This window comes from Arthrobacter sp. Leaf141 (assembly GCF_001424565.1).
In the GTDB taxonomy this organism is placed as follows: Bacteria; Actinomycetota; Actinomycetes; order Actinomycetales; family Micrococcaceae; genus Arthrobacter.
The window spans coordinates 20067-44390 of the sequence record NZ_LMOL01000003.1 but is presented as its reverse complement, the minus strand read 5'-3'; the positions used below and the strand labels follow the sequence as shown (position 1 = coordinate 44390).

The following is a 24324-nucleotide window of genomic DNA, read 5'->3' as shown; positions in this document are numbered from 1 at the left end:
GCCGGATCCAGTCCTGCCGGGTCCAAGCCTGCCGGGTCCAAGCCTGCCGGGTCTAAGCCTGCCGCGCAGCTTCGCCGGCAACACCCAGCTCTGCGAGCAGGGCCCTGACGATCGGAAAGTCCGCCGGAATCCACGGCAGGGCCAGGATCGCTTCCGGATCCGCCAGCGGCAGCCAGCGCAGCTCGTTGTGGTCCTCCAGAGGCTCCGGCTCACCCGTGACGATCTCCGCCAGCCACACCCGCATGCTGGCCTTTGCGTTCAGGGGCCAGCCCGTGGCCTCCGGTGCCGGCAGCTCAGCGCCCAACCGGGCTGCTATTCCAAGTTCCTCGGCAAGCTCCCGCACCAGTGCATCGTCGGGGCTTTCGCCGGGCTCAACCTTGCCGCCGGGGAACTCCCACAACCCTGCAAGCTGCTCCGGTGCGCTTCGGCGCGCCACGAGCAAACGGGCCGGTTCGGCCAGGCTGTCCACCAGGGCTCCGCCCACTACCTGTATCAGTCCAGTCACCGCCCCATTCTATGAGGGACAATGGAAGGACCGGGCAGCGCGCCGCACGGGCGGGAATACCGCAGCCGGCACCGCGGTTTCCGCAAAAGGCCCACCCCCGTACCACCGCCCCACTGCCGTGGCATGTCCCACCATCAAGCACCACGTTCGAGAAGCAGGCACATGAGCAGCGACCTCCGCACGTCCACGGCGTCCCCGGCCACCTCCTCCTTCCTTGCCATGGCCATCATCGCCCTGGCCATGGGCGGGGTGGGGATCGGGGTCACGGAATTCACCATGATGGGGCTGCTCAAGGAGGTGGAGCAAGGCCTGGGGATTTCCACCCCGGAGGCCGGCCACCTGATTTCCGCCTATGCCCTGGGCGTGGTGGTGGGCGCGCCGCTGCTGGCGGCGGTGGGAGCCAAGCTGCCGCGCAAGCAGCTGGCACTGGGCCTGATGCTCTTCTTCACGCTGGCCAACCTCACGTCCTACCTGGCCCCCGACTACGGCACCATGCTGCTGTCCCGGTTTGCCGCCGGCCTTCCGCACGGCGCGTTCTTCGGTGTCGCCGCCGTCATCGCCGCATCCCTGGTGCCCGCGTCCCGGCGCGGCTGGGCCATTTCCATGGTGATGGCCGGCCTCAGCATCTCCAACGTGGTGGGTGTCCCCTTCGCCACCTGGCTGGGCCAAACCTACGGCTGGCGGCTGCTGTTCATCCTGGTGGGCGCCATTGGCCTGGTCACCATGGCCCTGATCTGGAAGTTCGTGCCGTTCCAGGCGGCCCACCCGGACGCGAGCATCAGGCGTGAACTCGGCGCACTGAAACGGATCCAGGTGTGGCTGGCCATCGCCATCGGCATCGTGGGCTTCGGCGGGTTCTTCGCCACCTACACCTACATCGCCCACACCATGACACTGGTGGCCGGGATCCCGTCGTCGCTGATCCCGCTGGTGGTAGCCCTCTATGGGCTGGGCATGGTGGCCGGCAACGTGGTGGGCGGGCGGCTGGCCGACAAATCCGTGATGGGGACCATCTACAAGGTGCTGCCCGGCGTTGCCGTGGCACTGGTGGTCTACGCGGTGGCCGTGCACTGGCCCTGGTCCGCCTACGTCATGGTGTTTGTGGTGGGAGCCGCCGGGTCCATGCTGATCCCGGCCCTGCAGACCCGGCTGCTGGACGCGTCCCCGGACGCCCCCTCACTGGCCTCGTCCCTGAACCACGCGGCCCTGAACGTGGCCAACGCCCTGGGTGCATTCCTGGGCGGCGTGGTCATCGCCCTCGGCTGGGGCTACGTCGCCCCGGCCCTGGTCGGTGCGGTGCTGGCCCTCCTGGGCTTCGGCGTCGCCATCCTCAGCGGCCTCCTGGAACGCAAAAAGCCGCTGACCGTCTGATCCCGGGTTGGACTCCTGGGATTATTCGCCGGTATCCGACCGGTTGAGGTCCGGTTCCAGGTAGATGACCCTGGCGATGGGCACTGCTGCCCGGATCCGCGCCTCGGTCCTGTCGATTTCCTGGGCGATCTGCCGGCCCGTCTCCGTGCTGTCCACGGCGATCTTGGCTGCCACCAGCAGTTCATCGGGTCCAAGGTGCAGGGTCTTGAGGTGGATGATGCGGCCGCCGTCGGCCTCGATGGCGGCCCTGATGCGCTCCAGGTCCTCTTTACCGGCGGACTCCCCCACCAGCAGGGACTTGGTCTCCATGGCCAGTACCACGGCGATGGCCACCAGCAGGAGACCAATCATGCCAGTGCCGGCGGCGTCCCACACCCCGCTCCCTGTCAGCAGGGTCAGGCCCACCCCCATCAGGGCGAAGGCCAGGCCTATAAGGGCGCCAAAGTCCTCGAGCAGGATGACGGGCAGTTCCGGCTGTTTTGCGCTCCGGATGAACTTCACCCAGGTCTGCTTGCCGCGGACGGTGTTGGATTCGCGGATCGCCGTCCGGAACGAAAGGGATTCCGCCACGATCGCGCCCAACAGCACGGCCAGTGGCACCCACCAGAAGCTGCCCTCGATGGGATGCGGTTCCAGAAATTTTTCGTAGGCCTCGTAGAGGGCAAACAGGCCACCGACGCTGAACAGCACAATGGCAACGATAAATGCGTAGATGTAGCGCTCCCGGCCGTAGCCGAACGGGTGCTCCGGGCTGGCAGCACGCCGGGACTTCTTTCCGCCCACCAGCAGCAGGAGCTGGTTGCCGGAGTCCGCCAGCGAGTGGATGGCTTCGGCCAGCATCGACGAGGACAGCGTCAGCAGGTACGCCACGAACTTGAGGACGGCGATGCCCAGGTTCGCAGCCAGGGCCGCCACGATCGCTTTGGTACCGCCATTGGCAGCCACGGTGGCATCCACCTCTCCAGGATCAGGAATCCAGCACTTATTGCGGACCCAGCCTGGCTCCGCCCATGCATTACCGTACCCGGCCGGAACCTGGAGCGCACGGCAGTTCGGCCCGGCGGCGCCTTACCGGTCAGCTGGCTGCGCGGCTGGCTCCTGCTGCGAGCGGGCGCTGGCGTAAAGGCACACGGTGGCCGCGGTGCCGAGGTTGAGGCTTTCGGCAGCGCCGTAGATGGGGACCGCCACCCGATGCTCGGCCAGGGCCAGTTCTTCCTCCGAGAGGCCCTGCGCCTCGTTGCCGAACAACCAGGCCGTGGGGGCCGCCAGGTCGTAGCCGGTCTCCGGCCCGTCACCGGTCAGCCTGCGCCGGGCACTGCCGTCCTGGAGCGTGTCCAGGTTCAGGGCGCCATAGCCGTCGGCGGCGAGGACCCCGATCCCCCGTTCCTTGCAGGCTGCCACCACTTCCGCCACGTCTGCACCGATGACCACCGGAAGGTGGAAAAGCGAGCCTGCCGTGGAGCGGACGGCTTTGGGATTGTAGATGTCCACGCTGGAACCGGTCAGCACCACGGCGTCCGCCCCGGCGGAGTCGGCGGCCCGGAGGACCGTCCCGGCGTTCCCCGGGTCCCGGACCTGGCACAGGACGGCAATCAGGCGGGGGCCGGCGTCGAGCACGTCAGTGAGGGACACGTCCACAAAGCGGCAGACGGCCACAATTCCCTGCGGGTTGACGGTGTCCGCCATGGCTGCCAGGACGTCCTCGGTTGCCAGCCGCGCATCGGTGCCCTCCGCGAGCCCGTCAAACTCCGGGTAGCGGTCCAGGCAGGCCTCACTGGCAAACACTTCGGTCACGATGCCCGGCGCACCTGCGGCCAGCCGCTGCTGGTGCAGCTTCAGGGCTTCCCGCACCGCCTGGGGGCCTTCCACCAGGAATTCGCCGCGCCTTAAACGGGCCGGGCGCCCTGCAAGTTTCGCCACGTCCCGGACCCGATCTGCTCGGGGGTTGGAAAGTGGAAAATCTTGCGGGCGCCCGGTTTCGTTCATATAAGAACTGTAATGGCTGCTGCCACCCGTTCCTGAACTGCCGTTTCCCGAAGGAACGCTTTGCTGCTACTCGGCTGCTGCAGCCTTCTTGGCGGCAGGCTTCTTCGCAGCGGGCTTCTTCGCAGCAGGCTTCTTCTTCTCGGCCTTCGGCGCTGCGGCTTCAACCTGGACGGCCGGAGCGGACGTGTCGGCGGGCAGCGAGTTCTTGGCAACCTGGACCAGCGCGGCGAAAGCGTTGGCGTCCGAGACGGCCAGCTCGGCCAGCATGCGGCGGTCAACCTCAACCTCAGCGGCCTTCAGGCCCTGGATCAGTCGGTTGTAGGTGAGGCCGTTGGCGCGGGATGCAGCATTGATGCGCTGGATCCACAGGCGGCGGAAGTCGCCCTTCTTCTTCTTGCGGTCGCCGTAGCTGTACACAAACGAGTGCAGCAGCTGCTCTTTGGCCTTGCGGTACAGGCGTGAACGCTGACCACGGTAACCCTTTGCGCGCTCAAGAATAACCCGACGCTTCTTGTGGGCGTTTACCGCCCTCTTCACACGTGCCACGTGCGTACTCCTTCGAAAATCTGATCCCAAGCATCTACTGCCGGTTTCCCGGCGGCCTGAGAAGGCTTTTTGGTAGCTGACCGGCTGCCGGTTGGCGGCCCGTCAAAGAACTTGGAAATTAGATGCCGAGCATCTTCCGGATGACCTTGGCGTCGCCCTTGAAGACGATCTTGTCGCCGGCGAGGCGGCGGGTCAGCCTGGAGGACTTGTGCTCGAGGTAGTGGCGGCGGTTGGCCTGCTGGCGGCGCAGCTTGCCGCTGCCGGTCAGCTTGAAGCGCTTCTTAGCACCACTGTGGGTCTTCATCTTCGGCATGGGAACCGATCTCCTTACGTGTCCGCAGGCTGGGCCTGCAGTTCTATCGAGCAGCCACCCTTACGGGCGGCGTGCTGGTTGCTGGCTGCCGGCGGGACTTACCGCCGGCAGTTGTGGACTAAGTGGTTTTCTTCGCAGCCGGCTTCGGCGCTGCCTTGGGGGCAGGGCGTGCAGCAGGCTTGGGGGCAGCAGGCCGGGCCATCGGCTTCGGCACAGCAGCCGGCTTGGGAGCGGCAGCCGGGGTGGCGGCTTCCGTCTTTTCAGCAGCAGCAGGCTTGGCAGCCGGGGCGGCGGCCTTCGGGGCTGCAGCCTTGGGGGCAGCGGCCCTGGGAGCAGCGGCCTTAGGAGCGGCAGCCTTCGGCGCGGCGGCCTTGCTGGCCTCCTGCTTGGGGGCTTCCTGCTTCGGAGCCTCCTGCTTGGGGGCTTCAGCCGGTGCCGCGGCGGCTTCGGAAGGTTCGACGGCGGCTGCCGGCTTTTCCTCCGGAGCCTCGACTGCTGCGGCGGGTTCGGTGGTGATGGCGAAGCCCTCGGGCAGCAGGTCCGCGAGGGACTGCGTGAAGGGTGCCTGGTCATCGCCGGAAACGTCGATGTGGCCGCCCGTTGCCCGGGCTTCGTTCTGTGCCTTGGACTCGGCGCGCTGGGTGGCACGGCGGGCTTCGGCCTTGGCCTCAGCCTTGTTCTTGAGCGGGCCAACCACCATCACCATGTTGCGGCCGTCGATGCGGGGGCTGGACTCCACCACACCGACTTCAGCGACGTCGTCGGCGAAGCGCTGGAGCAGGCGGATGCCCATCTCGGGACGCTGCTGCTCACGGCCACGGAACTGGATCATGGCCTTGACCTTGTCCCCGGCGCCGAGGAAGCGGAGGGCGTGGCCGCGCTTGGTCTCGTAGTCGTGGGTGTCGATCTTCAGGCGGAAGCGGATTTCCTTCAGAACGGTGTTCGTCTGGTTCTTCCGGGCTTCACGGGCTTTGACAGCGGCTTCGTACTTGTACTTGCCGAAGTCCATCAGCTTGCACACCGGAGGCTTGGCCTGCGGCGCAACTTCAACGAGATCAAGATCGGACTCGGCAGCCAGGCGCAGTGCATCATCAATACGGACGATTCCTACCTGTTCACCTGCAGGGCCGACCAGCCGCACCTCGGGGACGCGGATACGCTCATTGATTCTTGGCTCGCTAATGTTAAAGCTCCTGTGTTTGTTGTGGATTCCGGCAAATAGAGAAGGCCCCCAATTGCCGGAGCAATCGAAGGCCTCTAAAAGGTTGACTGGACTGCCCCACTAAGGGACTGCCCGCACACACCGGCTACTGCCGGCGCCATGCCCAACCAGGTACCCGGCAACCTTGCGTCCATCAGATGTTCAGGAACATCGAAGGACAACGGCTGACGCGGGTGGGAGAGAACTCCGCTTGCAAACTGCATGCCATTCTACAGAAAAAGATTCCTGTCAACGCCGCGGGGCGCCGCAGGAATCCGATCGTAAGGACAATCTCTGAAATAACAGCATCCAGTCGGTCTGTGTCAAGCTTACCAGTATGAGCACCCCAGACAGTAATTCACATGTTTTCGAGCCTGCAGGTGACGCCGGTGGCGTCTCGCAGCAGATCCGGGACATTTCCGAAGTTCCGGCCATTGAGGTCATCACCACCGCCGCCGTGCACCTGATGAGCGCGGCCGCCGTCAAGCTGGGCCTCGCCGCCGAGGAAAACGCCGAAGAGCTCAAGGACCTCGACGAGGCCCGGAAGCTGATCCACGCCCTGGCCGGTCTGGTAACCGCCGCGGCACCCGAGATCGGCTCCCAGCACGCGGGCCCGTTGCGTGATGGCCTGCGGTCGCTGCAGCTGGCCTTCCGCGAGGAATCCCTGATCCAGGATCCGCCGGGCAAGGGTCCGGGCGAGAAGTTCACCGGCGCCGTCAACTGACGGACACCTTCCGGGGCGCCGGCTCCGGAGACTGATGACCACCACGGCGGCGGCCGGCCCACACGGGCCTGCCGCCGCCGTCGTTGGTTAACCAACCGGCTCTACGGGCCTGGCGGCTGCGCCGGCGGGCCGGCTCAGACAGCAATCCAGCCCACGCCGCAGCGCCGGCGGCCGTTGTTGTTGGTTTTACCAACCCCGGCCGTGCAGCTCAGGCGGTTGCGCGTCGCCGGCGAACCTGCTGAAGCACCAGTCCCACCAGGCACAGCAGGACTCCGGCGGTGCCGACGGCGAAGAAGCCGCCGGACGGACCGACACCGTCGATGAACACCCCGGCAAGCGGCGCGCCCAGGGCAACGCCGCCGGTCAGTGCAGAGCCGTACCAGCCCATGGCTTCGCCGCGGCGTTCCTCCGAGACCAGATCCGCGACCTTCTCCGACGCGGAGGACAGCACCGGCGCGCAGAGCAGGCCGGGGAGCAGGGAGACCAGCGCCAGGGTCCAGGTATCGTGCGCGAAGCCCATGGGGATGGTGAAGGCGGCCATTCCGAGCAGCAGCAGGATGGGTGACACGGGCCGGTGCATGGCACCGTAAATCAGTCCACCGACCACGGACGCGGCGCACCAGAACAGGAAAACAATCCCGATTTCGCCCTGGTGTCCGCCTCCTTCCAGGGCAGCGACGATGCCCACATCGGTGCCGCTGAGGACCATCCCGGTTCCGGCTGCCACGGCGAACAATGCCGCTACGGTCGCCGTGAACCAGGCGAAGTTGTGCGCCACCCGTCCCCGGATCCCCGGGGCTGGGGCACCTGCCGGCACCAGTTCCGCCGCCGCCTCCTGAAGGTGGGCCGGGGCCGCGGCCACCACTGCCGCTTCGGCGGCGTGGCGCTCGTCCCGGCTGCGCTCCCCCTCGGCGTCTGCGGTCTGGGCCGGGCTGCGGGTGGGTGGGTTGAACCACATGAGAAACAGGCCGGCGAAGGATGTGGCCAGGCCTACAACGGTGAGGCCGGCGACGGTGTGGCCGCTGGTGGCAATGATGGCGCCGGCCGCCGGGCCGATCATAAACACCAGTTCGGTGGTGATCGCGTCGAGGGCGAAGGCCGTGCGGCGCTGGTCCCCCTCAGCGAGGATGCCCAGCGATTGGCGGACCACGCTGAAGATGGGGAGGGTGAGCAGGCCGCCCACAAACACCAGGGGCAGCAGCCACTGGTACGAGACGTGGGGCACCACGGTCCAGATGACCGCTTCGGAAACCACGGATGGTATGAGGGCCTTCCGCAGGCCCACGGTGTCCACCCTGCGGCCCCGCCACGGCGCGCCAACGGCGATGCCGATGGTCATCACGGCGGCGGCGGCTCCGGCGGCGGCATAGCCCTGGTCCAGGGTGAGGACGATGTGCAGGGTCAGCAGCACGCCGGCTGCGGAGTGGGGAATACGGGCGATCATGCCCACCAGCAGCAGGCGCCGGATGGCTTGGACGGCGAGCAACTCCCGGTAGAGAGCGAAATTCACGAAAATGATCCTTAGGTCTGCCGCAGCCTCCCGGGGTTTCCCGCCTGGCTGCCGGCTAGTGTATGGCGCGCCTCAACTTGACCTCGATCGAGTCGACCCGCTCCCCAAACAATACATTCCGCGACCACTCGCCCTGGAGCCCCGCCACCAGCTGCTGTACCCCGGCAGCGTCCAGCCCGTCCGCCAGGTAGAGCACCACCTGCAGCTCGGGACCGGCGCCGCCACCGGCAAGGGTTGAGCCATCCGCTGCGGCGGTGGCCACTCCCCTGCCGGGTTTCAGCTGAAGGTCCCGGACGGCGGGGAAGGCCGCTGCAGCCTGCCGCATTTCGGTGGCCAGTTCCGCGTCCGCATAGGACGGCGACCAGGAGCGCTGCTGGGCCAGCGCCCACAGGCCCGGTCTGCGGACCACAAAGGTGACCCCGGCCCCTGGGTCAAGCACCATAAGCTCGGCGCCCTCTGCCACCGCGGACAGCGCGGCCCTGGCGGCGTAGACGGCCACCGGCCGGGCGTCCGGGTGCCAGGCCGAAAGGGCCCCGGCTGACGTGAAGGCCGGCATGGCCGTCCGTCCGTCCGCGGCTTTGAGGGTGACCAATGCCATGTCGGCCTGCTTGTCGGCGTGCAGCCCCGAGTCCGTTTCGGCTTCCTCGGCCAGCTGCGCAACGATCGGGATAAACACCCGGGCCGTGGCCAGCGAAGCCACGACCCCGGCTTCGTCGCCGGTGCCGGACCGGAGTGCCGCGACGGCGGCGAGGTAACCGGCGTCGGCAGCGCCGTCGTCGTCGTCGAAATTGTGGATCCGGGCGTCATCGCCGGCCAGGCTGCGGCCTGCCCAGGGCTGTCCGGCAGAGTCGGCGGCGCCGCCGGCACCGGCCAACGCGGCGGCGATATGCCCGGGCAGGTGCCGGGGCGCGGGGCTGTCCGGACCGGACTCTCGGCTTGTCATGCGGTTTCCCTGTTGCGCCTCAGCGGCGGCCGGCAACGTCGAGGGCGTCGGGCAGGGTGAAGGCGCCGGCGTACAGGGCCTTGCCCACAATGGCACCTTCGACGCCCAGCGGAACCAGCGAACGGAGGACCTTGAGGTCCTCGAGGCTGGAGATGCCTCCCGAGGCGACCACGGGCTTGCCGGTCTTCTCCACCATCCGGCGGAGGAGCTCCACGTTGGGGCCCTGCAGGGTGCCGTCCTTGGTGACGTCCGTGACCACGTAGCGTGCGCAGCCGGCGTCCTCAAGGCGTGCCAGGACGTCCCAGAGGTCCCCGCCTTCCTTGGTCCAGCCGCGGCCTGCCAGTGTAGTGCCGCGGACGTCGAGGCCCACGGCGATCCGGTCGCCGAAGCGGTCGATTGCCCGGCGGGTCCAGTCCGGGTTCTCCAGCGCGGCGGTGCCCAGGTTCACGCGCGCGACGCCCAAGTCAAGGGCAGCTTCGAGGCTTTCGTCGTCGCGCAGCCCGCCGGACAGTTCCACTTTGATGTCCAGCCGGCCCACCACTTCGCGGAGCAGTTCCGCGTTGGACCCCCGGCCGAAGGCTGCGTCGAGGTCCACCAGGTGCACCCACTCGGCACCCTGGTCCTGCCAGTTCAGCGCAGCTTCCAGCGGGGTGCCGTAGCTGGTTTCGCTGCCGGCCTCGCCCTGGACCAGCCGGACGGCCTGTCCATTAACAACGTCGACGGCGGGCAGCAGTTCCAGGACCGGCAGGTCGTTTGCGGTGGTCATCAGTTTCCTCAGGGTTGGGTGACGGAGTACGCGGGCCCGGTCACGAGCCAGGCAGGGTCAGGAGATACGCGGCCACCAGCGACATCGCGGCCAGGACGTAGAACGAGACCTGGGTCCAGAGCGGTTTGGCCTGCTGGCGGAAGGACAGTGCGCCGCCCACCAGGAGACCGGCCAGGCCCATCAGGACAATGGACCACATTCAGGAATCGCCGCCGGCCGCGGGCTGGGCAGCGGTTTCGGCTGCGGTGGCATCGCTGGTTGCGGGGCGGCGCAGGGCGTCCACCCAGTTGCGCAGCAGCCGGGCTCCGGCGTCCCCGGACTTTTCCGGGTGGAACTGGGTGGCGCACAGCGGCCCGTTCTCCACCGCGGCAATGAACGGGGCGCCGTGCTCGGACCAGGTCACCAGGGGCGCCGCCATACGCGGCTGGATGATGTCGAAGTTCCATTCCTGCACCCCGTAGGAGTGCACAAAGTAGAAGCGTTCGTTTTCGACGCCGGCAAACAGTTTGGAGCCGGCCGGAGACTTCACGGTGTTCCACCCCATGTGGGGCACCACCTCGGCGGGCAGCAGTTCCACCTTGCCGGGCCATTCGCCGATGCCTTCAGCTTCGGTGCCGTGCTCCACACCGGCTTCAAAAAGCACCTGGAGTCCTACGCAGATGCCCAGGACCGGGCGTCCGCCGGCCACCCTGCGGCCGATCAGGCGGATCCCGTCCACGGCTTTGAGCTCGCGCATCACCGTTTCAAAGGCGCCGACGCCGGGCACCACCAGGCCGTCCGCGTTCAGCACGTCCCCGGGCTTGGCGCTCAGGATGACCTCGGCTCCGGCACGCTCAAGGGCGCGGACGGCGGAGCGTACGTTTCCGGAACCGTAGTCAAGCACGGTGACGGTGGGTTTGCCCTGGGGCGACTCGAGCCGCTGGGCTGCCGAGGGGTCGATGATCGCGCCGTCCTTGAGGATCCGGCCCGTCACAGGGCGCCCTTGGTGGACGGGATGCCTTCAACGCGGGGGTCGGGTTCAACGGCCGCGCGCAGGGCCCGGGCGAACGCCTTGAACTGTGCCTCCACGATGTGGTGCGGATCGCGGCCGGCCATGACGTTCATGTGCAGGCAGATGCCGGCGTGCAAGGTGATGGCTTCGAAAACGTGGCGGGTCAGGGACCCGGTGAAGTGCCCGCCGATCAGGTGGTACTCCTGGCCTGCGGGCTCGCCGCCGTGCACCAGGTAGGGCCGGCCCGAGACATCAACAACGGCGTGGGCAAGGGCCTCGTCCAGCGGGACAGTGGCTTCGCCGAAGCGCCGGATCCCGGCCTTGGTGCCCAGGGCGGTGCGGAGGACTTCCCCGAAGGTGATGGCGACGTCTTCGACGGTGTGGTGGACGTCGATGTGGGTGTCACCGGTGGCCTTGACGGTCATGTCGATCAGCGAGTGCTTGCACAGTGCTGTGAGCATGTGGTCGTAGAACGGCACCGAGGTGTCGATGTCCGATACACCGGTGCCGTCAAGGTTGATCTCCACGAGCACTGACGATTCACTGGTGGCACGCTCCATGCGTGCGGTCCGGGACTCGGCTGCGTTCGATCCGGTGGAACTCATGGTCAAGGGTCCTTTGAGGGAAGTGGGGGTGGTGGGACGGGGTGCGCCCTGTTGGTCAAGTCTAGGCGCGAAGCCCGGGCGTCCTGGCAAGGATGCTCTCCAGGGCGGACAGGAACGCCGTTGTTTCCTTCTCCGTGCCCGCAGTGACGCGCAGGTGTCCGGGGATCCCTACGTCCCTGATCAGCACGCCGGCGTCCAGGAGTTCCTGCCAGACCTGGTGCGGGTCCGTGAGGCCGCCGAAGAACACGTAGTTCGAGTCGGACGCCGCGGGCTTGAGGCCCAGCAGCTCCAGCCCGGCCACGATGCGGTCGCGCTGGACCATGATGTCCTGCACGTCCGCCATCAGGGCCTCGCGGTGCTCAAGTGCGGCAAGGGCAGTGGCTTGCGTGATGGCTGACAGGTGGTACGGCAGCCTGACCAGGCGGAGGGCGTCGGTGACTTCCGGGGCCGCCGCCATGTAGCCGAGCCGGGCGCCGGCCAGGGCGAAGGCCTTGCTCATGGTGCGGGTGACGATCAGGCGTTCCCGGCCAGGCAGGAGGGTGAGGGCGCTGGGTGTGCCCTCGTGGGCAAACTCGTGATACGCCTCGTCGACGATGACGATGGTCTGGCTGTCGTTGCCGGCTTCGTAGACAGCCTCAACCACGTCCAGGCCCAGCCCGGTTCCCGTGGGATTGTTAGGTGAGCAGAGGAAAACGACGTTGGGCTGCAGCTCGCGCACCTGGCGGGCAGCCGACTCCGCGCTGAGGCCGTACCCTTCGGCGCGTACCCCTGCGATGTATTCGGTATCCGTGCCGCTGGCCAGGAGCGGGTACATGGAATACGTGGGAGGAAAACCCAGGGCGGTCCGGCCGGGGCCGCCAAACGCCTGCAGGATCTGCTGGAGGACCTCGTTGGAGCCGTTGGCGGCCCAGAGGTTGGCCTCGTCCAGGCCGTGCCCCAGGTATTCCGCCAGGGCCTTCCGCAGATCGGTGAATTCGCGGTCCGGGTAGCGGTTGAGCCCGGCAGCGGCCTCGGTGACTGCTGCGCTGATGGCGGCACGGACGTCCGCCGGGACGCCATGGGTGTTCTCGTTGACGTTGAGCAGGATGGGAACATCCAGCTGGGGGGCCCCGTAAGGGGTCAGCCCACGGAGGTTGCTGCGGAGGGGAAGCCGGTTCAAACGCTCTAGCTGGTCATTCACCTGAACAGTTTAGTGGCCCTGCCCGGCCCCGGAAAATGTGACGGTCCGGGACTGCCATCCTGCGGGTGGGGTGTCCTTGTTTCCAGCCGTTGGTGCTGGCCCGAACGTGGGGACGAACAGCCCGCACGTGCGTTCGAACAAGCTAGTACGTGGGGACGAAGAGCTGCTGGCCGGGGAGGACTGCTCCGCCGGTGAGGTTGTTGAGCTGCACGATGTCCGCAATGACGTCCCGCGCGTCCCGGTCCGGAGCCACATAGCCGGCAATGGCCCACAGTGAGTCGCCCGGCTGGACGGTCACCGACACCGAGGGCGTGGGGGCGAGATCCGCAACGGAGTCGGACGCTTTGGCCGGCGAGGTGAAGAAGCCGGCCAGGGAGAGCAGGACCGCTGCCAGCAGCATCAGCGGGATGCCCACCAGGACAATCCGGCCGCGCCGGGTGAGGCGGAGCGGCGGCAGGGCCTTTGAAGCCTTGGAACGGGAAGCCCCTGTACGCGGAACCTGGCGGATGGAAGCCGCGGGGTGTGCAACCACGGGAAGTGAAACCTGGGTGAGTGATGTAGCTGACATGAACTGAGCCCTCCTGGACCGTACTGTGCTGCCCGGTTGTCCTTCCCAGCAGCCACGCCCCGGCGTATCCGGCATCTTCTTCGAACGGGGCAAGCAAGGAATAGAACACATATTCGAACTTTGCTTCTTCAGTTTTAGCATCTATCAACGAACAATGTCGAGACTCGCTAGAACAAATGTTTGAAAAAGCCTTGTGGCTGGCCTAGTTTTGAACCAACGAACAACCACCTCTGAAGTTGATCACCAGGGTCTGACAATGAGGACGGGACCAACCGGCCCGGGGGCACGGACAGCCCGGTGGCAACCGAAAGGCATTGGCGAATATGGCAGCAGCAGCCGCCGGAAGCAGGGCAACCCCGCAACCGAAGAGGACCGCCAAGGGCCTGACCCCCCGGCAGAAGAAAATCCTCGAGACCATCCAGCGGTCCGTCAATGACAACGGCTACCCGCCGTCCATGCGTGAAATCGGCGACACCGTGGGGCTCGCCAGCCTCTCCAGCGTGACGCACCAGCTCTCGCAGCTGGAAAAGCTCGGCTACCTTCGCCGCGATCCCAAGCGGCCCCGCGCCATGGAAGTCCTGATGCCCCTCACGCTGGACGGCGGCGCAGCCAAAGCTGAGTCACGCCCGGCCAACGGCGCCTCTGCGGGCGGCGCAACCGTCACCGTCTTGCCCACCGCGCTGGATACGGCCATGGTGCCACTGGTGGGCCGTATTGCCGCCGGCGGCCCCATCCTGGCGGACCAGGTGGTGGAGGACGTGATGCCTCTCCCCCGCCAGCTGGTGGGCCAGGGCGAACTTTTTATGCTCAAGGTGGCCGGCGATTCCATGGTGGACGCCGCCATTTGCGATGGTGACTGGGTGGTGGTGCGCCGCCAGGCGGACGCCGTGAACGGCGACATCGTCGCCGCCCTCCTCGATGACGAGGCAACGGTCAAGACGTTCCGCCAGCGTGACGGCCACACCTGGCTGCTCCCGCAAAACACCCAGTACGAGCCCATTCTTGGTGACCACGCCACCATCATGGGCAAAGTGGTCTCGGTGCTGCGGTCCCTCTGACTGTCGCCAAACTCCTGTTCCCCCGAACTGCCGGTACGGCCGGTGGGCTGGCAGCGTCGCTGCCTGCCCACCGGCCGTACTTGTCTCCGCGTCCGGCCAGGGTCTGCAGCTAGGCGTTTTCCCGGGCCAGCCGCTCCAGGGCTGCCACAGCAGTCTTGGGATCCGTTGTGGCCCAGAACGGGGGCAGCGCCCCGCGCAGGAAGCCCGCATAACGTTCGGTGGCCAGGCGGGAGTCCAGGACTGCCACCACGCCTTTGTCCCCGGTGGACCTGATCAGCCGGCCGGCGCCCTGGGCGAGCCGGATGGCCGCGTGGGTGGCCGAGACGGACATAAAGCCGTTCCCGCCGGCCTGCGCCACGGCGCGGGAGCGGGCGGTCATCAGCGGATCGTCCGGGCGCGGGAACGGGATCCGGTCAATCACCACCAGCCGGCATGAACCGCCGGGCACGTCCACGCCCTGCCACAGCGACATGGTGCCGAAAAGGCAGGTGTCGGGCTCGTCAGCAAACTGTTTCACCAACGCGGTCATGGTGGAATCGCCCTGGCACAGGACTGTCTGTTCCAGTTTGGGCCGCAGCGCCTCCGCCGCTTCCTCTGCCGCGCGGCGGGACGAAAACAGGCACAAGGCTCCCCCGCCGGAGGCCGTAATGAGGGTTTCGAGTTCAGCCAGCGATTCCGGGGAGACCCCGCGCCCGGGCTTGGGCAGGTGCCCTGCCACGTACAGGATGCCTTGCCGCGGGTAGTCGAAGGGCGAGCCGACGTCGATGCCCGTCCAGGTGGGGGCACCTTCCCCCACCAGGCCCAGCCCACCGGCTGCGGGTTCGAACGCCGAGCCGATGGCAAGGGTGGCGGAGGTAAGGACCACGGTGTGGCCGGCAAACAGGCCTTCACGCAGGCGGCCCGCCACTGACAACGGGGCAATGTTCACCAGGACCGGGGCGGTCTCGTCCGGCGGCGAATAGCCCTGGCCGGGATCGAAGCTGCTGGCGCGGGAGAACCACACCACTTCGCGGTTGTCGCGGGCTGTCAGGAGCCGCTCACACAGTTCCAGGATGAGCATCAGCCGGGACCGCGCCAGCTGCCGCCCGCCGTCGGCCGCAGCGCTTCCGTCGGCCTTGGAATCGGACAGCGCCGCCCGGCACGCTTCACGGAGCTGGTCCACACAGTCGAGTTGTTCGTCATTGAGCCCGTTGGGCAGCAGGCCGTTGGGGACACCGTCCAGCGCCAACTCCAGGTTCCCGGCGGCGGCGTTGAGAGCATCCACGGTGATGGCCGTGTGCTTCCGGGCTCCGGAGGCGGCGGCGTGGATCATGGCAACGGACAGCTGGCCGGAGACCGCGCCCGTCACCCGGTCCTGGAGTTCGTGGGCCTCGTCCACCACCACCACGTCATACTCGGGCAGCACGGCAAGGCCCTCGAACGCGCTGACGGCCAGCATGGCGTGGTTGGTCACCACCAGGTCCGCCTCGGCGGCGTCCTGGCGGGCCAGCTCGCTGAAGCACTCGGCGGCCATGGGGCACTTCTGTGCCCCCAGGCACTCCATGGAGGTCACGGACACCTGCCGCCACGCCTTGTCGGTTACGCCGGGAAGCAGCTCGTCGCGGTCTCCCGTGGTGGTCTTCTCCGCCCATTCACGCAGCCGGACCACTTCTCGGCCCAGCTGGGATGAGGGACCGCCCATCGACGCGGCAAAGTGCGGCACGCTGGTGTCTTCGGCCAGGGAGAACAGCTGGCCTTCGGCGGGTTCCTCGGACGGGAAGCCGCCTTCGAGCTTGTGCAGGCAGGCATAGTTGGACCGGCCTTTGACCAGGGCCACTTTGACGGGCCGCTCAAGGGCGGGGGTGATCGCTTTGAGCAGGCGGGGCAGGTCGCGGCCCACAATCTGGGTCTGCAGTGCCAGCGTCGCTGTGGACACCAGCGCCGGTTTGTTGCTTTCGATGGCATGGGCGATCAGCGGGATCAGGTAGGCCAGCGATTTGCCCGTACCGGTACCGGCCTGGACCAGCAGGTGGTTGCCGGTTTCGAGGGCGCGGGCCACCTGGCGGGTCATCTCGTGCTGGCCGCTGCGGCTCTGCCCGCCCATGCCGGACACCGCCCGGTCGAGGAGTTCAATGGCGAACTCCTCGCCGGGTGTGCCCGTGGCGCTCCGCCCGGTATCAGTCATTGCTGGCGAATGGTTCGAGCTCGGCCGCAAGGCCTTCCCGGACCATCACCACGGCCCGGGTACCGTTCTCAACGTGGTCAACGCTGATGATCTCGGCATCCGATTCGTGCAGTTTGCTGATCAGGTCCCCGCGGTCGTACGGGATCAGCAGCTCCAGCTTGACGCCGGGCCGCGGGATACCGTCGCTGATGGCCTGCAGCAGCGCGTCGATGCCTTCACCGGTGCGCGCCGAAACCACCACGTGGCGGGGTTCGCGCTGCTTGAGCCGCTCCACCACAAACGGATCCGCGGCGTCGGCCTTGTTCAGCACGATGATCTCGGGGACCTTGCGCGCGTCCACCTCGGTGAAGACCTTGCGGACGGCAGCGATCTGCCCCTCGGGATCGGGGTGCGAGACGTCCACCACATGCAGGATCAGGTCCGAGTCCGCTACCTCCTCCAGGGTGGACCGGAAGGCCTCCACCAGCTGGGTGGGCAGTGACCGGACAAAGCCCACGGTGTCGGCAAGGGTGTAGCCCAGGCCGTCCGCGGTCTCCGCCTTGCGGATGGTGGGGTCCAGCGTGGCGAACAAGGCGTTCTCCACCAGGACACCGGCATCCGTCAGGCGGTTGAGCAGCGAGGATTTCCCGGCGTTGGTATAGCCGGCAATGGCAACGGATGGTACTTCGTTACGACGGCGGTTGGCCCGTTTGGTTTCCCGGGCGGGCTTCATCGCGGCTATTTCGCGCCGCAGCTTTGCCATCCGGGTCCGGATGCGCCGGCGGTCCAGCTCGATCTTTGTCTCACCGGGACCACGTGAACCCATACCTGCGGCGGCTCCACCCACCTGGCCGCCTGCCTGGCGGGACATCGAATCGCCCCAGCCGCGCAGGCGCGGGAGCAGGTATTCGAGCTGGGCCAGTTCAACCTGGGCCTTGCCTTCGCGGCTCTTGGCGTGCTGGGCGAAGATGTCCAGGATCAGGCCGGTACGGTCGATCACCTTGACCTTGACGATGTCCTCCAGGCCACGGCGCTGGGATGGTGCCAGCTCCGCGTCCACCACCACAGTGTCCGCGCCCGTGGACATCACAATGTCCTTGAGCTCCAGGGCCTTGCCCGAGCCCAGGAACGTTCCGGGGTCCGGTTTGGCGCGGCGCTGGACCAGGCCGTCGAGGACCTCGGAGCCGGCCGTTTCGGCAAGGGCCGCCAGCTCGCGCAGCGAGTTCTCGGCATCGGCGAGGGTCCCTTCGGACCACAGCCCGGCAAGGACCACCCGCTCAAGCCGAAGCTGGCGGTACTCGACTTCGGTGACGTCCTCGAGTTCCGTGGACAGCCCTGCGGTGCGGCGCAGCGCCCGGCGTTCCTCAAGGTCCTGCTGGTCGCCGTCGTAGCTGGAATGCTCCTGCTCCTGGTGGGAGATCGCCTGGGCTTTGCCAAAGACTGCCTTCCCGCCGTCGTCCGACTTCCCGTTGCTGCCGGCCGGCACGTCCTTGGAGAGGATCCGGTCGATCACAGCCTGGATGTCGGCGGGGCTGAGGTCCGAGGCGGCGGGATCGGATCCGGGGTTGGGCTGGTCGGTCATGGTCTCCTTTGAAGATTCGGCATTTCCAGAATAGTGCCGATCGCTGTGCTGTGGTGAAGTCTCTGAGCTGGGGTGACGGCCTGCAGTCATCCATGCCTCCTGTTTTTCGCGCAGCCCCCTGGGCTGCGGTTGGCGTGCCTGCACGGGACATCATGCTTTCGCTCCCGGTGCAGGGAAGAAATAGGGCCGGAAAAGGCAGGAGCGCCAGCCAGGCTGATGCTTCGAGGATTGTCCGGCGGCCGGAACAGCGCGGATCGCGGCTGGTCCGGTGCACAAGCGGAAGGTTGGCTAACCTGCGTCGCTGTGGGACGGGGCACGGGGCGGGCGGGGCCCGGCGCGTGCTACTCGAAGATCAGGAACATGCTCCCAACACTAGCAGAGCGCCAAAGTACGCGGTTTCCCATTACGCTCCAAGGGGAACTATTCTGGCTCGTTATGGAGTCAGCACATTATTTCAGCGCATCACCCGCCGGCCCTTTTACCCGCAAGCCGCTCACCGTGGATCTCGCCGGCGAAACCCGGCACCTCCACACCTCCGCAGGCATCTTCAGCCCTGACGGCATCGATAAGGGAACCGCTGTCCTCCTGGCCGAAGTCCCGGCGCCCTCCCCGCAGGGAAACCTGCTGGACATTGGCTGCGGGTGGGGCCCGATCGCCCTGACCATGGCGCTGCTGGCACCCGAAGCCACAGTCCACGCCGTGGACGTCAATGAACGGTGCATCACGCTGACCAACGAAAACGCGGCGGCCCTGGGGCTGGCCAATGTGGCAGCAGCCCTTCCGGATGCGGTGGATCCGGGGGTGCGCTTCGACACCATCTGGTCCAATCCGCCCATCCGGATCGGCAAGGACGAGCTGCATTCCCTGCTTCGGCTCTGGCTGCCCCGGCTGGCCCCGGGCGGCACCGCCTGGTTGGTGGTCCAGAAGAACCTCGGCTCGGATTCACTTCAGCGGTGGCTTGCCTCGGAGCTGGACGCCACGTTCAGCGTGACCCGCGAATCCACGGCCAAGACGTTCCGGATCCTGAAGGTCAGGAAAGCGTCCCTGTCGCCACAATAACGGCGGGGCCGCTGAGCTCCACGTGTTCGTGGCCGCCGGGCCCGGCGAAGAACTTCACGCCCACCGCACCGCCGGGGACGTTGACCTGCCACGTGTCCGGGGCTTCGGCCCCAGCCCAGTGACGGATGGCCACAGCCGCAGCGCAGGCCCCGGTGCCGCAGGACTGGGTCTCCCCCACGCCGCGCTCGTGCACCCGCATGGTGACCGACCCGACGCCGTTGTGCACCAGCGGGTCGGCGGGGACCACAAATTCGACGTTGGTGCCGTGGGGCGGCACGGGCTCAACGGTGGGCGCTGTGTACAGCCGGGTGGCGCTGAGTTCAGAAAGTTCGGCCAGGGCAACTACGGTGTGCGGGTTGCCCATGCTGATGGACAGGGCAGGCCGCGGCACTTCGAGGCCGTCGGCGGTGACCAGCGAGTCCATGGCCTTGGCGGTGGCATCGCCGGGGAAGATGAACTCCCAGGGGCCCATGTCCACCGCGTAGCCGTCGCCCGTCCGGACCACGGTCTTGACGCCGCCGCGCGTGCCGATGGTGAGGGCGCCGCCGTCGGGCAGGTCGATCAGGCCTTCGGCGCGCAGGAAGTGGACAAAGACACGCACGCCGTTGCCGCACATTTCGGACAGTGAGCCGTCCCCGTTCCGGTAGTCCATGAACCATTCGGCGTCGGGGCTGGAGGCCAGCAGGTCGCGGCCTTCGGGCAGGAATCGGGAAGGGACAGCGCGGATGAGGCCGTCCGCACCGATGCCGCGGTGCCTGTCGCACAGCGCAGCAACGTGGTCTGCGCCGATAACGGAGGTTCCCTCAGGATCGGCCACCAGGACGAAGTCGTTGCCGGTGCCGTGTCCTTTGGCGAACCGGAGGCCGGCAAGGTCGGGCAGGGCCGGGGTGGCGGTGCGTGCGGTGGCTGCGTCCATGGGTCCTAGGTTACCGGCCACGGTGCCGGCACCCGAATCAGGCATGCCGGCTGAGCGCAACTGCCTTCGCCGCGAGCTCCGGGTCCTTCCAGTCCAGCCAGTCCACGCGCGGGTCGGCACGGAACCAGGTGAGCTGGCGGCGGGCGAACTGGCGGGTGGCCACGATGGTTTCCTCTGCCGCCTGGGCCTCTGTTGCCACTCCATCCAGGACGTTGAGGAACTGGGAGTACCCGAGGGCCCTGGCAGCTGTCCTGCCGCGCCGCAGGCCCTCAGCATCGAGCCGCCGGACCTCGGCGGTCAGGCCGTTGGCAACCATGCCGTGCACCCGGTCAGCGAGCCGGACGCGGAGCACCTCCCGGTCCACTGCCAGGCCGATCTGCACGGCCGGCTGGAAGTACTCCCGGCGGGGCATAAAGGCGCTGAACGGGCGGCCTGTGAGCTGCTGGACTTCCAGTGCACGGATGATGCGGCGGTCATCCGTGAGCCGCTCCGCCGACACCGGGTCCACGGTGCGAAGGCGTTCGCGCAGCGACGCCGTTCCCTGGGCTGCAAGGTCCGCTTCCAGCTGCCCGCGAAGTTCGGGGCTGGTGCCGGGGAACTCCAGGACGTCGAGGGCCGCCCGGACGTACAGTCCCGAGCCGCCGGCCAGGATGGCCCGTTTGCCGCGGGCATGGATGGCTGCCACAGTTGCCCGGGCCTGCTCCTGGAAGTCCGCAACGCTCGCTTCCTGGGTGACGTCCATGATGTCCAGCAGGTGGTGCGGCACACCCCGGCGTTCGGCGATGGTGATTTTTGCGGTGCCGATGTCCATGCCCCGGTAAAACTGCATGGCATCAGCGTTGATGACCTCGCCGTCCAGAGCGAGGGCGAGGTCAACAGCGAGGTCTGACTTACCGGAGCCGGTGGGGCCGACGACGGCGATGACGGCCGGGGCTGCCACCGGTCAGCGGGTGCGCAGCGGCAGGGCAGGCATGCCAAGGGACACGCCGGAACCACCCTTTGCAGCCCCTGGTGCGGGAGCGCCGCAGGAGTCCGCCAGGGACCGGTCCCAGGCGTCCCCGGCGCGTGAGCGCCTGAGGCTGTAGTCCTCCGGAGCAGGATCGGCGACGAGGTGGAAGGCTGCTGCCTCGGTGATGGTGACGGTGACCAGGTCACCCGGACGCGGGGCCGGGGCCCCTGCCGGAACCGAGAAGTGCACCAGCCTCTGGTCCTGGGCACGGCCGGAGAGCCGGTGCGTCTCTTCGGACTTGCGTCCTGACTGCGCGGTGACCAGCACTTCCACCCGGCGGCCCAGCTGGCTGCGGTTCTCTTCTGCGGCGATCCTGTCCTGAAGTGCGGTGAGCCGTTCGAAGCGTTCCTGCACGACGGCCTTGGGCAGCTGGTCAGGCAGGTCGGCGGCGGGAGTGCCCGGCCGCTTGGAGTACTGGAAGGTGAAGGCGGTGGCGAACCGGGACTGCTCCACCACGTCAAGGGTGGCCTGGAAGTCCTCCTCGGTCTCGCCGGGGAAGCCCACGATGATGTCCGTGGAGATGGCGGCATGCGGGATCCGGGTCCGGACCTTGTCCAGGATGCCGAGGAACCTGGCGGACCGGTAGGAGCGCTTCATGGCCCGCAGGACGGCGTCCGAACCGGACTGCAGCGGCATGTGGAGTTGCGGCATCACGTTGGGGGTTTCGGCCATGGCATCGATGACGTCGTCAGTGAAAGCGGCCGGGTGGGGGCTGGTGAACCGGACGCGTTCGAGCCCCTCAATGTCGCCGCAGGCGCGCAGCAGCTTGGAGAAGGCCTGCCGGTCGCCGAATTCCACGCCATAGGAGTTGACGTTCTGGCCAAGCAAGGTGACCTCGATGGCGCCGTCAGCCACCAGGGCCTGGATTTCGGCGAGGATGTCGCCCGGGCGGCGGTCCTTTTCCTTGCCCCGGAGGGCGGGCACGATGCAGAACGTGCAGGTGTTGTTGCAGCCCACGGAGATGGATACCCAGCCCGAGTAGACCGAGTCGCGTTTGGTGGGCAGCGTGGACGGGAAGACGTCCAGTGATTCAAGGATTTCCAGCTGCGCTTCGTTGTTGTGCCGGGCCCGGTCCAGCAGTGCCGGCAGCGCACCCACGTTGTGGGTACCGAAGACAGCGTCCACCCACGGCGCCTTCTTCAGGATGGTGTCCCGGTCCTTCTGGGCCAGGCAGCCTCCGACGGCGATCTGCATGCCCGGGTTGGCGGCCTTGATGGGGGCCAGCATGCCCAGGTTGCCGTAGAGCTTGTTGTCGGCGTTTTCCCGGACCGCGCAGGTGTTAAAGACCACAACGTCTGCCTGGGCGCCTTCGGCCGGTACGTAGCCGGCGTCCTCCAGCATCCCGGCCATCCGCTCGGAGTCGTGCACGTTCATCTGGCAGCCGAAGGTCCGCACCTGGTAGGTGCGGGCGCCGGCAGGGCCGGAGTGCAGCGGCGGAGCCGGCTCCGCTTCGGTTGCGGGCGCTGCAACGGAACCGTTGCCGGGAAGGGGGGAAGGAATGGTCAAACTCACCTGTTAAGGGTAGCCGCTTACCGGCTGGCCGGTGTCTGCCGCGTGCGCATCGATGACGTCAGCCACAATCCGGAAGGCCTGGGCGGGCTGATACCCCTTGCGGGCGAGCATGGACGCCAGCCGGCGGGTTGTTTTGTCGCGCCCAGCGCGGTCGTCAAGGTCCAGGCCGGGCCGGAGCTTGCGCTCCACCAGGCTCCGGGCTGCCAGTTCCTCGTCGGCGTCGGACAGCTGTTCCAGGGCGGCTTCCGCGGTGTCCGGCTCGATGCCTTTCTCTGCCAGTTCCCGCCGGAGCGCGCCCTTGGCGAGTTTCCGTGACTGCGCGCGGCTGCGGACCCACATGTCCGCGAACTCGGCATCGTTAATGAGCCGAACGTCCTCGAACTTGTCCAGGACCTTTTCTGCGACATCTTCCGGAACGTCCCGTTCGGCCAGCTTGCGGGCCAGCTGGAGCCTGCTTTTGGGTGCCACCGACAGCTGCCGGTAGACGATGGCCTTGGCCACCGCCTCCGGGTCCGCCTCCGCATCCGCCGGGAAGCCGGCGGGTCCGCCTTCCTCCACCTCAGGGGTGGAGCGGCGGGCCCGCCTGCTGCGCGGTTCTCCGAATCCGGTCAACTGCTAAAACCCGTCGACGGCCTTCAGCTTCGGCGAATCGGCGGACTCGGCCTCAGCCGGCTTCACACCCACACCGAGCTTCTCCTTGATGAGCCGTTCGAGCTCTGCGGCAAGCTCCGGGTTATCGCGCAGGAACCGGCGGGAGTTTTCCATGCCCTGGCCCAGCTGGTCGCCGTCGTAGGTGAACCAGGAACCGGACTTCTTGATGAGGCCGTGCTCCACACCCATGTCGATGATGCCACCCTCGCGGGAGATGCCCTGGCCGTAGATAATGTCGAATTCGGCGATCTTGAAGGGCGGGGCCATCTTGTTTTTCACAATTTTGGCCTTGGTCCGGTTGCCGACGGAGTCGGCACCTTCCTTCAGGGTCTGGATCCGGCGTACGTCAATGCGGATGGAAGCGTAGAACTTCAGCGCCTTACCACCGGTGGTGGTCTCGGGCGAGCCGAAGAACACGCCGATCTTCTCACGCAGCTGGTTAATGAAGATGGCGGTGGTTTTGGTCTGGCTCAGGCGGCCGGTGATCTTACGCAGCGCCTGGCTCATCAGACGGGCCTGCAGGCCCACGTGGCTGTCGCCCATGTCGCCTTCGATTTCGGCGCGGGGCACCAGGGCGGCTACGGAGTCGATGACGATCACGTCCAGGGAGCCTGAGCCGATCAGCATGTCCATGATTTCGAGGGCCTGCTCACCGGTGTCCGGCTGGGAGACCAGGAGGGCGTCCGTGTCCACGCCGAGCTTGGCGGCGTATTCGGGGTCAAGGGCGTGCTCGGCGTCGATAAACGCTGCGATGCCACCCTGGCGCTGTGCGTTGGCCACCGCGTGCAGCGCAACGGTGGTTTTACCCGAGGATTCCGGGCCATAGATCTCCACAACCCGACCGCGGGGCAGGCCGCCAATTCCAAGCGCGACATCCAGTGCGATGGAGCCGGTGGGGATGACCTCGATGGGGGCACGGACCTCATCGCCCAGGCGCATGACCGAGCCCTTGCCGAACTGCTTGTCAATCTGGGCCAAAGCTGCTTCCAGCGCTTTTGCACGATCCGGGGCTGCCGCCATGGTTGACACCTCTAATGCTTTCTCGATGGTGGCCTTCAGGGCCGTTTATTGGTCATCTCTGACGCTAGGGGGACCCACTGACATTTCCGCCGGATGGCATCGGCTATGTGGATAACCCGCTGGTAAAAGCATAACTTTATCCGAACAGGTATTCGAACCCGCGCC

Annotated in this window: 25 protein-coding genes; 4 read left to right on the top strand and 21 right to left on the bottom strand. The window is 67.2% G+C overall.

What is annotated here, in order from left to right; all coding sequences use genetic code 11:
* Nucleotides 1-52: 52 nt before the first annotated feature.
* On the bottom strand, nucleotides 53-505 hold the full coding sequence (locus tag ASF72_RS01470) for a (deoxy)nucleoside triphosphate pyrophosphohydrolase (protein ID WP_050685687.1): 453 nt from the start codon (nucleotides 503-505) through the stop codon (nucleotides 53-55).
* A gap of 162 nt (nucleotides 506-667) precedes the next feature.
* Here ASF72_RS01470 and ASF72_RS01465 point away from each other — a divergent pair, with 162 nt between their 5' ends.
* A complete protein-coding gene (locus ASF72_RS01465) occupies nucleotides 668-1876 on the top strand; it encodes an MFS transporter (RefSeq protein ID WP_056595925.1) in 1209 nt (402 codons plus the stop codon).
* 21 nt (nucleotides 1877-1897) lie between these two features.
* Here ASF72_RS01465 and ASF72_RS01460 read toward each other — a convergent pair whose 3' ends face one another.
* From ASF72_RS01460 to infC, 5 genes are all read right to left on the bottom strand, one after another.
* A complete protein-coding gene (locus tag ASF72_RS01460) occupies nucleotides 1898-2821 on the bottom strand; it encodes a cation diffusion facilitator family transporter (RefSeq protein ID WP_056595993.1) in 924 nt (307 codons plus the stop codon).
* 123 nt (nucleotides 2822-2944) lie between these two features.
* A complete protein-coding gene (locus ASF72_RS01455) occupies nucleotides 2945-3862 on the bottom strand; it encodes a TrmH family RNA methyltransferase (RefSeq protein WP_056595922.1) in 918 nt (305 codons plus the stop codon).
* A gap of 66 nt (nucleotides 3863-3928) precedes the next feature.
* The gene (rplT, locus tag ASF72_RS01450) at nucleotides 3929-4408 is read right to left on the bottom strand and encodes a 50S ribosomal protein L20 (protein ID WP_050685690.1); all 480 of its coding nucleotides are present in this window, start codon (nucleotides 4406-4408) and stop codon (nucleotides 3929-3931) included.
* Nucleotides 4409-4526: 118 nt separating this feature from the next.
* Nucleotides 4527-4721, bottom strand: coding sequence for a 50S ribosomal protein L35 (rpmI, locus tag ASF72_RS01445; RefSeq protein WP_009358635.1), 195 nt, complete (start codon nucleotides 4719-4721; stop codon nucleotides 4527-4529).
* Between the two features lie 118 nt (nucleotides 4722-4839).
* Nucleotides 4840-5862 (bottom strand): translation initiation factor IF-3, encoded by a 1023-nt coding sequence (gene infC / locus ASF72_RS01440; protein ID WP_056595919.1) that lies wholly within the window; start codon nucleotides 5860-5862, stop codon nucleotides 4840-4842.
* 397 nt (nucleotides 5863-6259) lie between these two features.
* Between infC and ASF72_RS01435 the strand changes: the two genes are divergently transcribed.
* Nucleotides 6260-6646, top strand: a complete 387-nt coding sequence (locus tag ASF72_RS01435) for a DUF1844 domain-containing protein (RefSeq protein WP_056595916.1) — start codon at nucleotides 6260-6262, stop codon at nucleotides 6644-6646.
* 208 nt (nucleotides 6647-6854) lie between these two features.
* Here the strand turns inward: ASF72_RS01435 and ASF72_RS01430 are convergent, their stop codons facing one another.
* From ASF72_RS01430 to ASF72_RS01400, 8 genes are all read right to left on the bottom strand, one after another.
* Complete coding sequence (locus ASF72_RS01430; RefSeq protein ID WP_056595913.1) at nucleotides 6855-8156, bottom strand: MFS transporter; 1302 nt, start codon at nucleotides 8154-8156, stop codon at nucleotides 6855-6857.
* A 55-nt stretch (nucleotides 8157-8211) separates the two neighbouring features.
* The gene (locus ASF72_RS01425) at nucleotides 8212-9099 is read right to left on the bottom strand and encodes an SseB family protein (protein ID WP_056595911.1); all 888 of its coding nucleotides are present in this window, start codon (nucleotides 9097-9099) and stop codon (nucleotides 8212-8214) included.
* Between the two features lie 19 nt (nucleotides 9100-9118).
* The gene (gene priA / locus ASF72_RS01420) at nucleotides 9119-9865 is read right to left on the bottom strand and encodes a bifunctional 1-(5-phosphoribosyl)-5-((5-phosphoribosylamino)methylideneamino)imidazole-4-carboxamide isomerase/phosphoribosylanthranilate isomerase PriA (RefSeq protein ID WP_056595908.1); all 747 of its coding nucleotides are present in this window, start codon (nucleotides 9863-9865) and stop codon (nucleotides 9119-9121) included.
* Nucleotides 9866-9905: 40 nt separating this feature from the next.
* Nucleotides 9906-10064 (bottom strand): hypothetical protein, encoded by a 159-nt coding sequence (locus ASF72_RS20685; RefSeq protein ID WP_164468838.1) that lies wholly within the window; start codon nucleotides 10062-10064, stop codon nucleotides 9906-9908.
* Nucleotides 10065-10838 (bottom strand): imidazole glycerol phosphate synthase subunit HisH, encoded by a 774-nt coding sequence (gene hisH, locus ASF72_RS01415; protein WP_056595905.1) that lies wholly within the window; start codon nucleotides 10836-10838, stop codon nucleotides 10065-10067.
* Nucleotides 10835-11461, bottom strand: coding sequence for an imidazoleglycerol-phosphate dehydratase HisB (hisB, locus tag ASF72_RS01410; protein WP_050685696.1), 627 nt, complete (start codon nucleotides 11459-11461; stop codon nucleotides 10835-10837). The genes hisH and hisB overlap by 4 nt, the downstream gene beginning before the upstream one ends.
* 61 nt (nucleotides 11462-11522) lie before the next feature.
* Nucleotides 11523-12641, bottom strand: a complete 1119-nt coding sequence (locus ASF72_RS01405) for a histidinol-phosphate transaminase (RefSeq protein WP_056595901.1) — start codon at nucleotides 12639-12641, stop codon at nucleotides 11523-11525.
* 142 nt (nucleotides 12642-12783) lie between these two features.
* Nucleotides 12784-13209, bottom strand: a complete 426-nt coding sequence (locus ASF72_RS01400; protein ID WP_082483932.1) for a LysM peptidoglycan-binding domain-containing protein — start codon at nucleotides 13207-13209, stop codon at nucleotides 12784-12786.
* Between the two features lie 323 nt (nucleotides 13210-13532).
* On the opposite strand from ASF72_RS01400, the gene lexA reads away from it, so the two are divergent.
* The gene (lexA, locus tag ASF72_RS01395) at nucleotides 13533-14267 is read left to right on the top strand and encodes a transcriptional repressor LexA (protein WP_056595899.1); all 735 of its coding nucleotides are present in this window, start codon (nucleotides 13533-13535) and stop codon (nucleotides 14265-14267) included.
* 109 nt (nucleotides 14268-14376) lie between these two features.
* On the opposite strand, the gene ASF72_RS01390 is transcribed toward lexA, so the two are convergent.
* Both ASF72_RS01390 and hflX read right to left on the bottom strand, forming a co-directional pair.
* Complete coding sequence (locus ASF72_RS01390; RefSeq protein WP_056595896.1) at nucleotides 14377-16431, bottom strand: ATP-dependent DNA helicase; 2055 nt, start codon at nucleotides 16429-16431, stop codon at nucleotides 14377-14379.
* On the bottom strand, nucleotides 16424-17992 hold the full coding sequence (hflX, locus tag ASF72_RS01385; protein ID WP_050685700.1) for a GTPase HflX: 1569 nt from the start codon (nucleotides 17990-17992) through the stop codon (nucleotides 16424-16426). The genes ASF72_RS01390 and hflX overlap by 8 nt, the downstream gene beginning before the upstream one ends.
* Nucleotides 17993-18427: 435 nt before the next feature.
* On the opposite strand from hflX, the gene ASF72_RS01380 reads away from it, so the two are divergent.
* Complete coding sequence (locus ASF72_RS01380; protein WP_050685701.1) at nucleotides 18428-19051, top strand: class I SAM-dependent methyltransferase; 624 nt, start codon at nucleotides 18428-18430, stop codon at nucleotides 19049-19051.
* On the opposite strand, the gene dapF is transcribed toward ASF72_RS01380, so the two are convergent.
* From dapF to recA, 5 genes are all read right to left on the bottom strand, one after another.
* On the bottom strand, nucleotides 19023-19967 hold the full coding sequence (dapF, locus tag ASF72_RS01375) for a diaminopimelate epimerase (RefSeq protein WP_056595987.1): 945 nt from the start codon (nucleotides 19965-19967) through the stop codon (nucleotides 19023-19025). The genes ASF72_RS01380 and dapF overlap by 29 nt on opposite strands.
* A 37-nt stretch (nucleotides 19968-20004) precedes the next feature.
* A complete protein-coding gene (miaA, locus tag ASF72_RS01370; protein ID WP_056595893.1) occupies nucleotides 20005-20907 on the bottom strand; it encodes a tRNA (adenosine(37)-N6)-dimethylallyltransferase MiaA in 903 nt (300 codons plus the stop codon).
* A gap of 3 nt (nucleotides 20908-20910) precedes the next feature.
* Complete coding sequence (miaB, locus tag ASF72_RS01365; protein ID WP_442854144.1) at nucleotides 20911-22488, bottom strand: tRNA (N6-isopentenyl adenosine(37)-C2)-methylthiotransferase MiaB; 1578 nt, start codon at nucleotides 22486-22488, stop codon at nucleotides 20911-20913.
* Nucleotides 22489-22491: 3 nt separating this feature from the next.
* Nucleotides 22492-22989 (bottom strand): regulatory protein RecX, encoded by a 498-nt coding sequence (locus ASF72_RS01360; RefSeq protein WP_157370866.1) that lies wholly within the window; start codon nucleotides 22987-22989, stop codon nucleotides 22492-22494.
* A gap of 114 nt (nucleotides 22990-23103) precedes the next feature.
* A complete protein-coding gene (gene recA, locus ASF72_RS01355) occupies nucleotides 23104-24159 on the bottom strand; it encodes a recombinase RecA (RefSeq protein ID WP_050685704.1) in 1056 nt (351 codons plus the stop codon).
* Nucleotides 24160-24324: the final 165 nt, after the last annotated feature.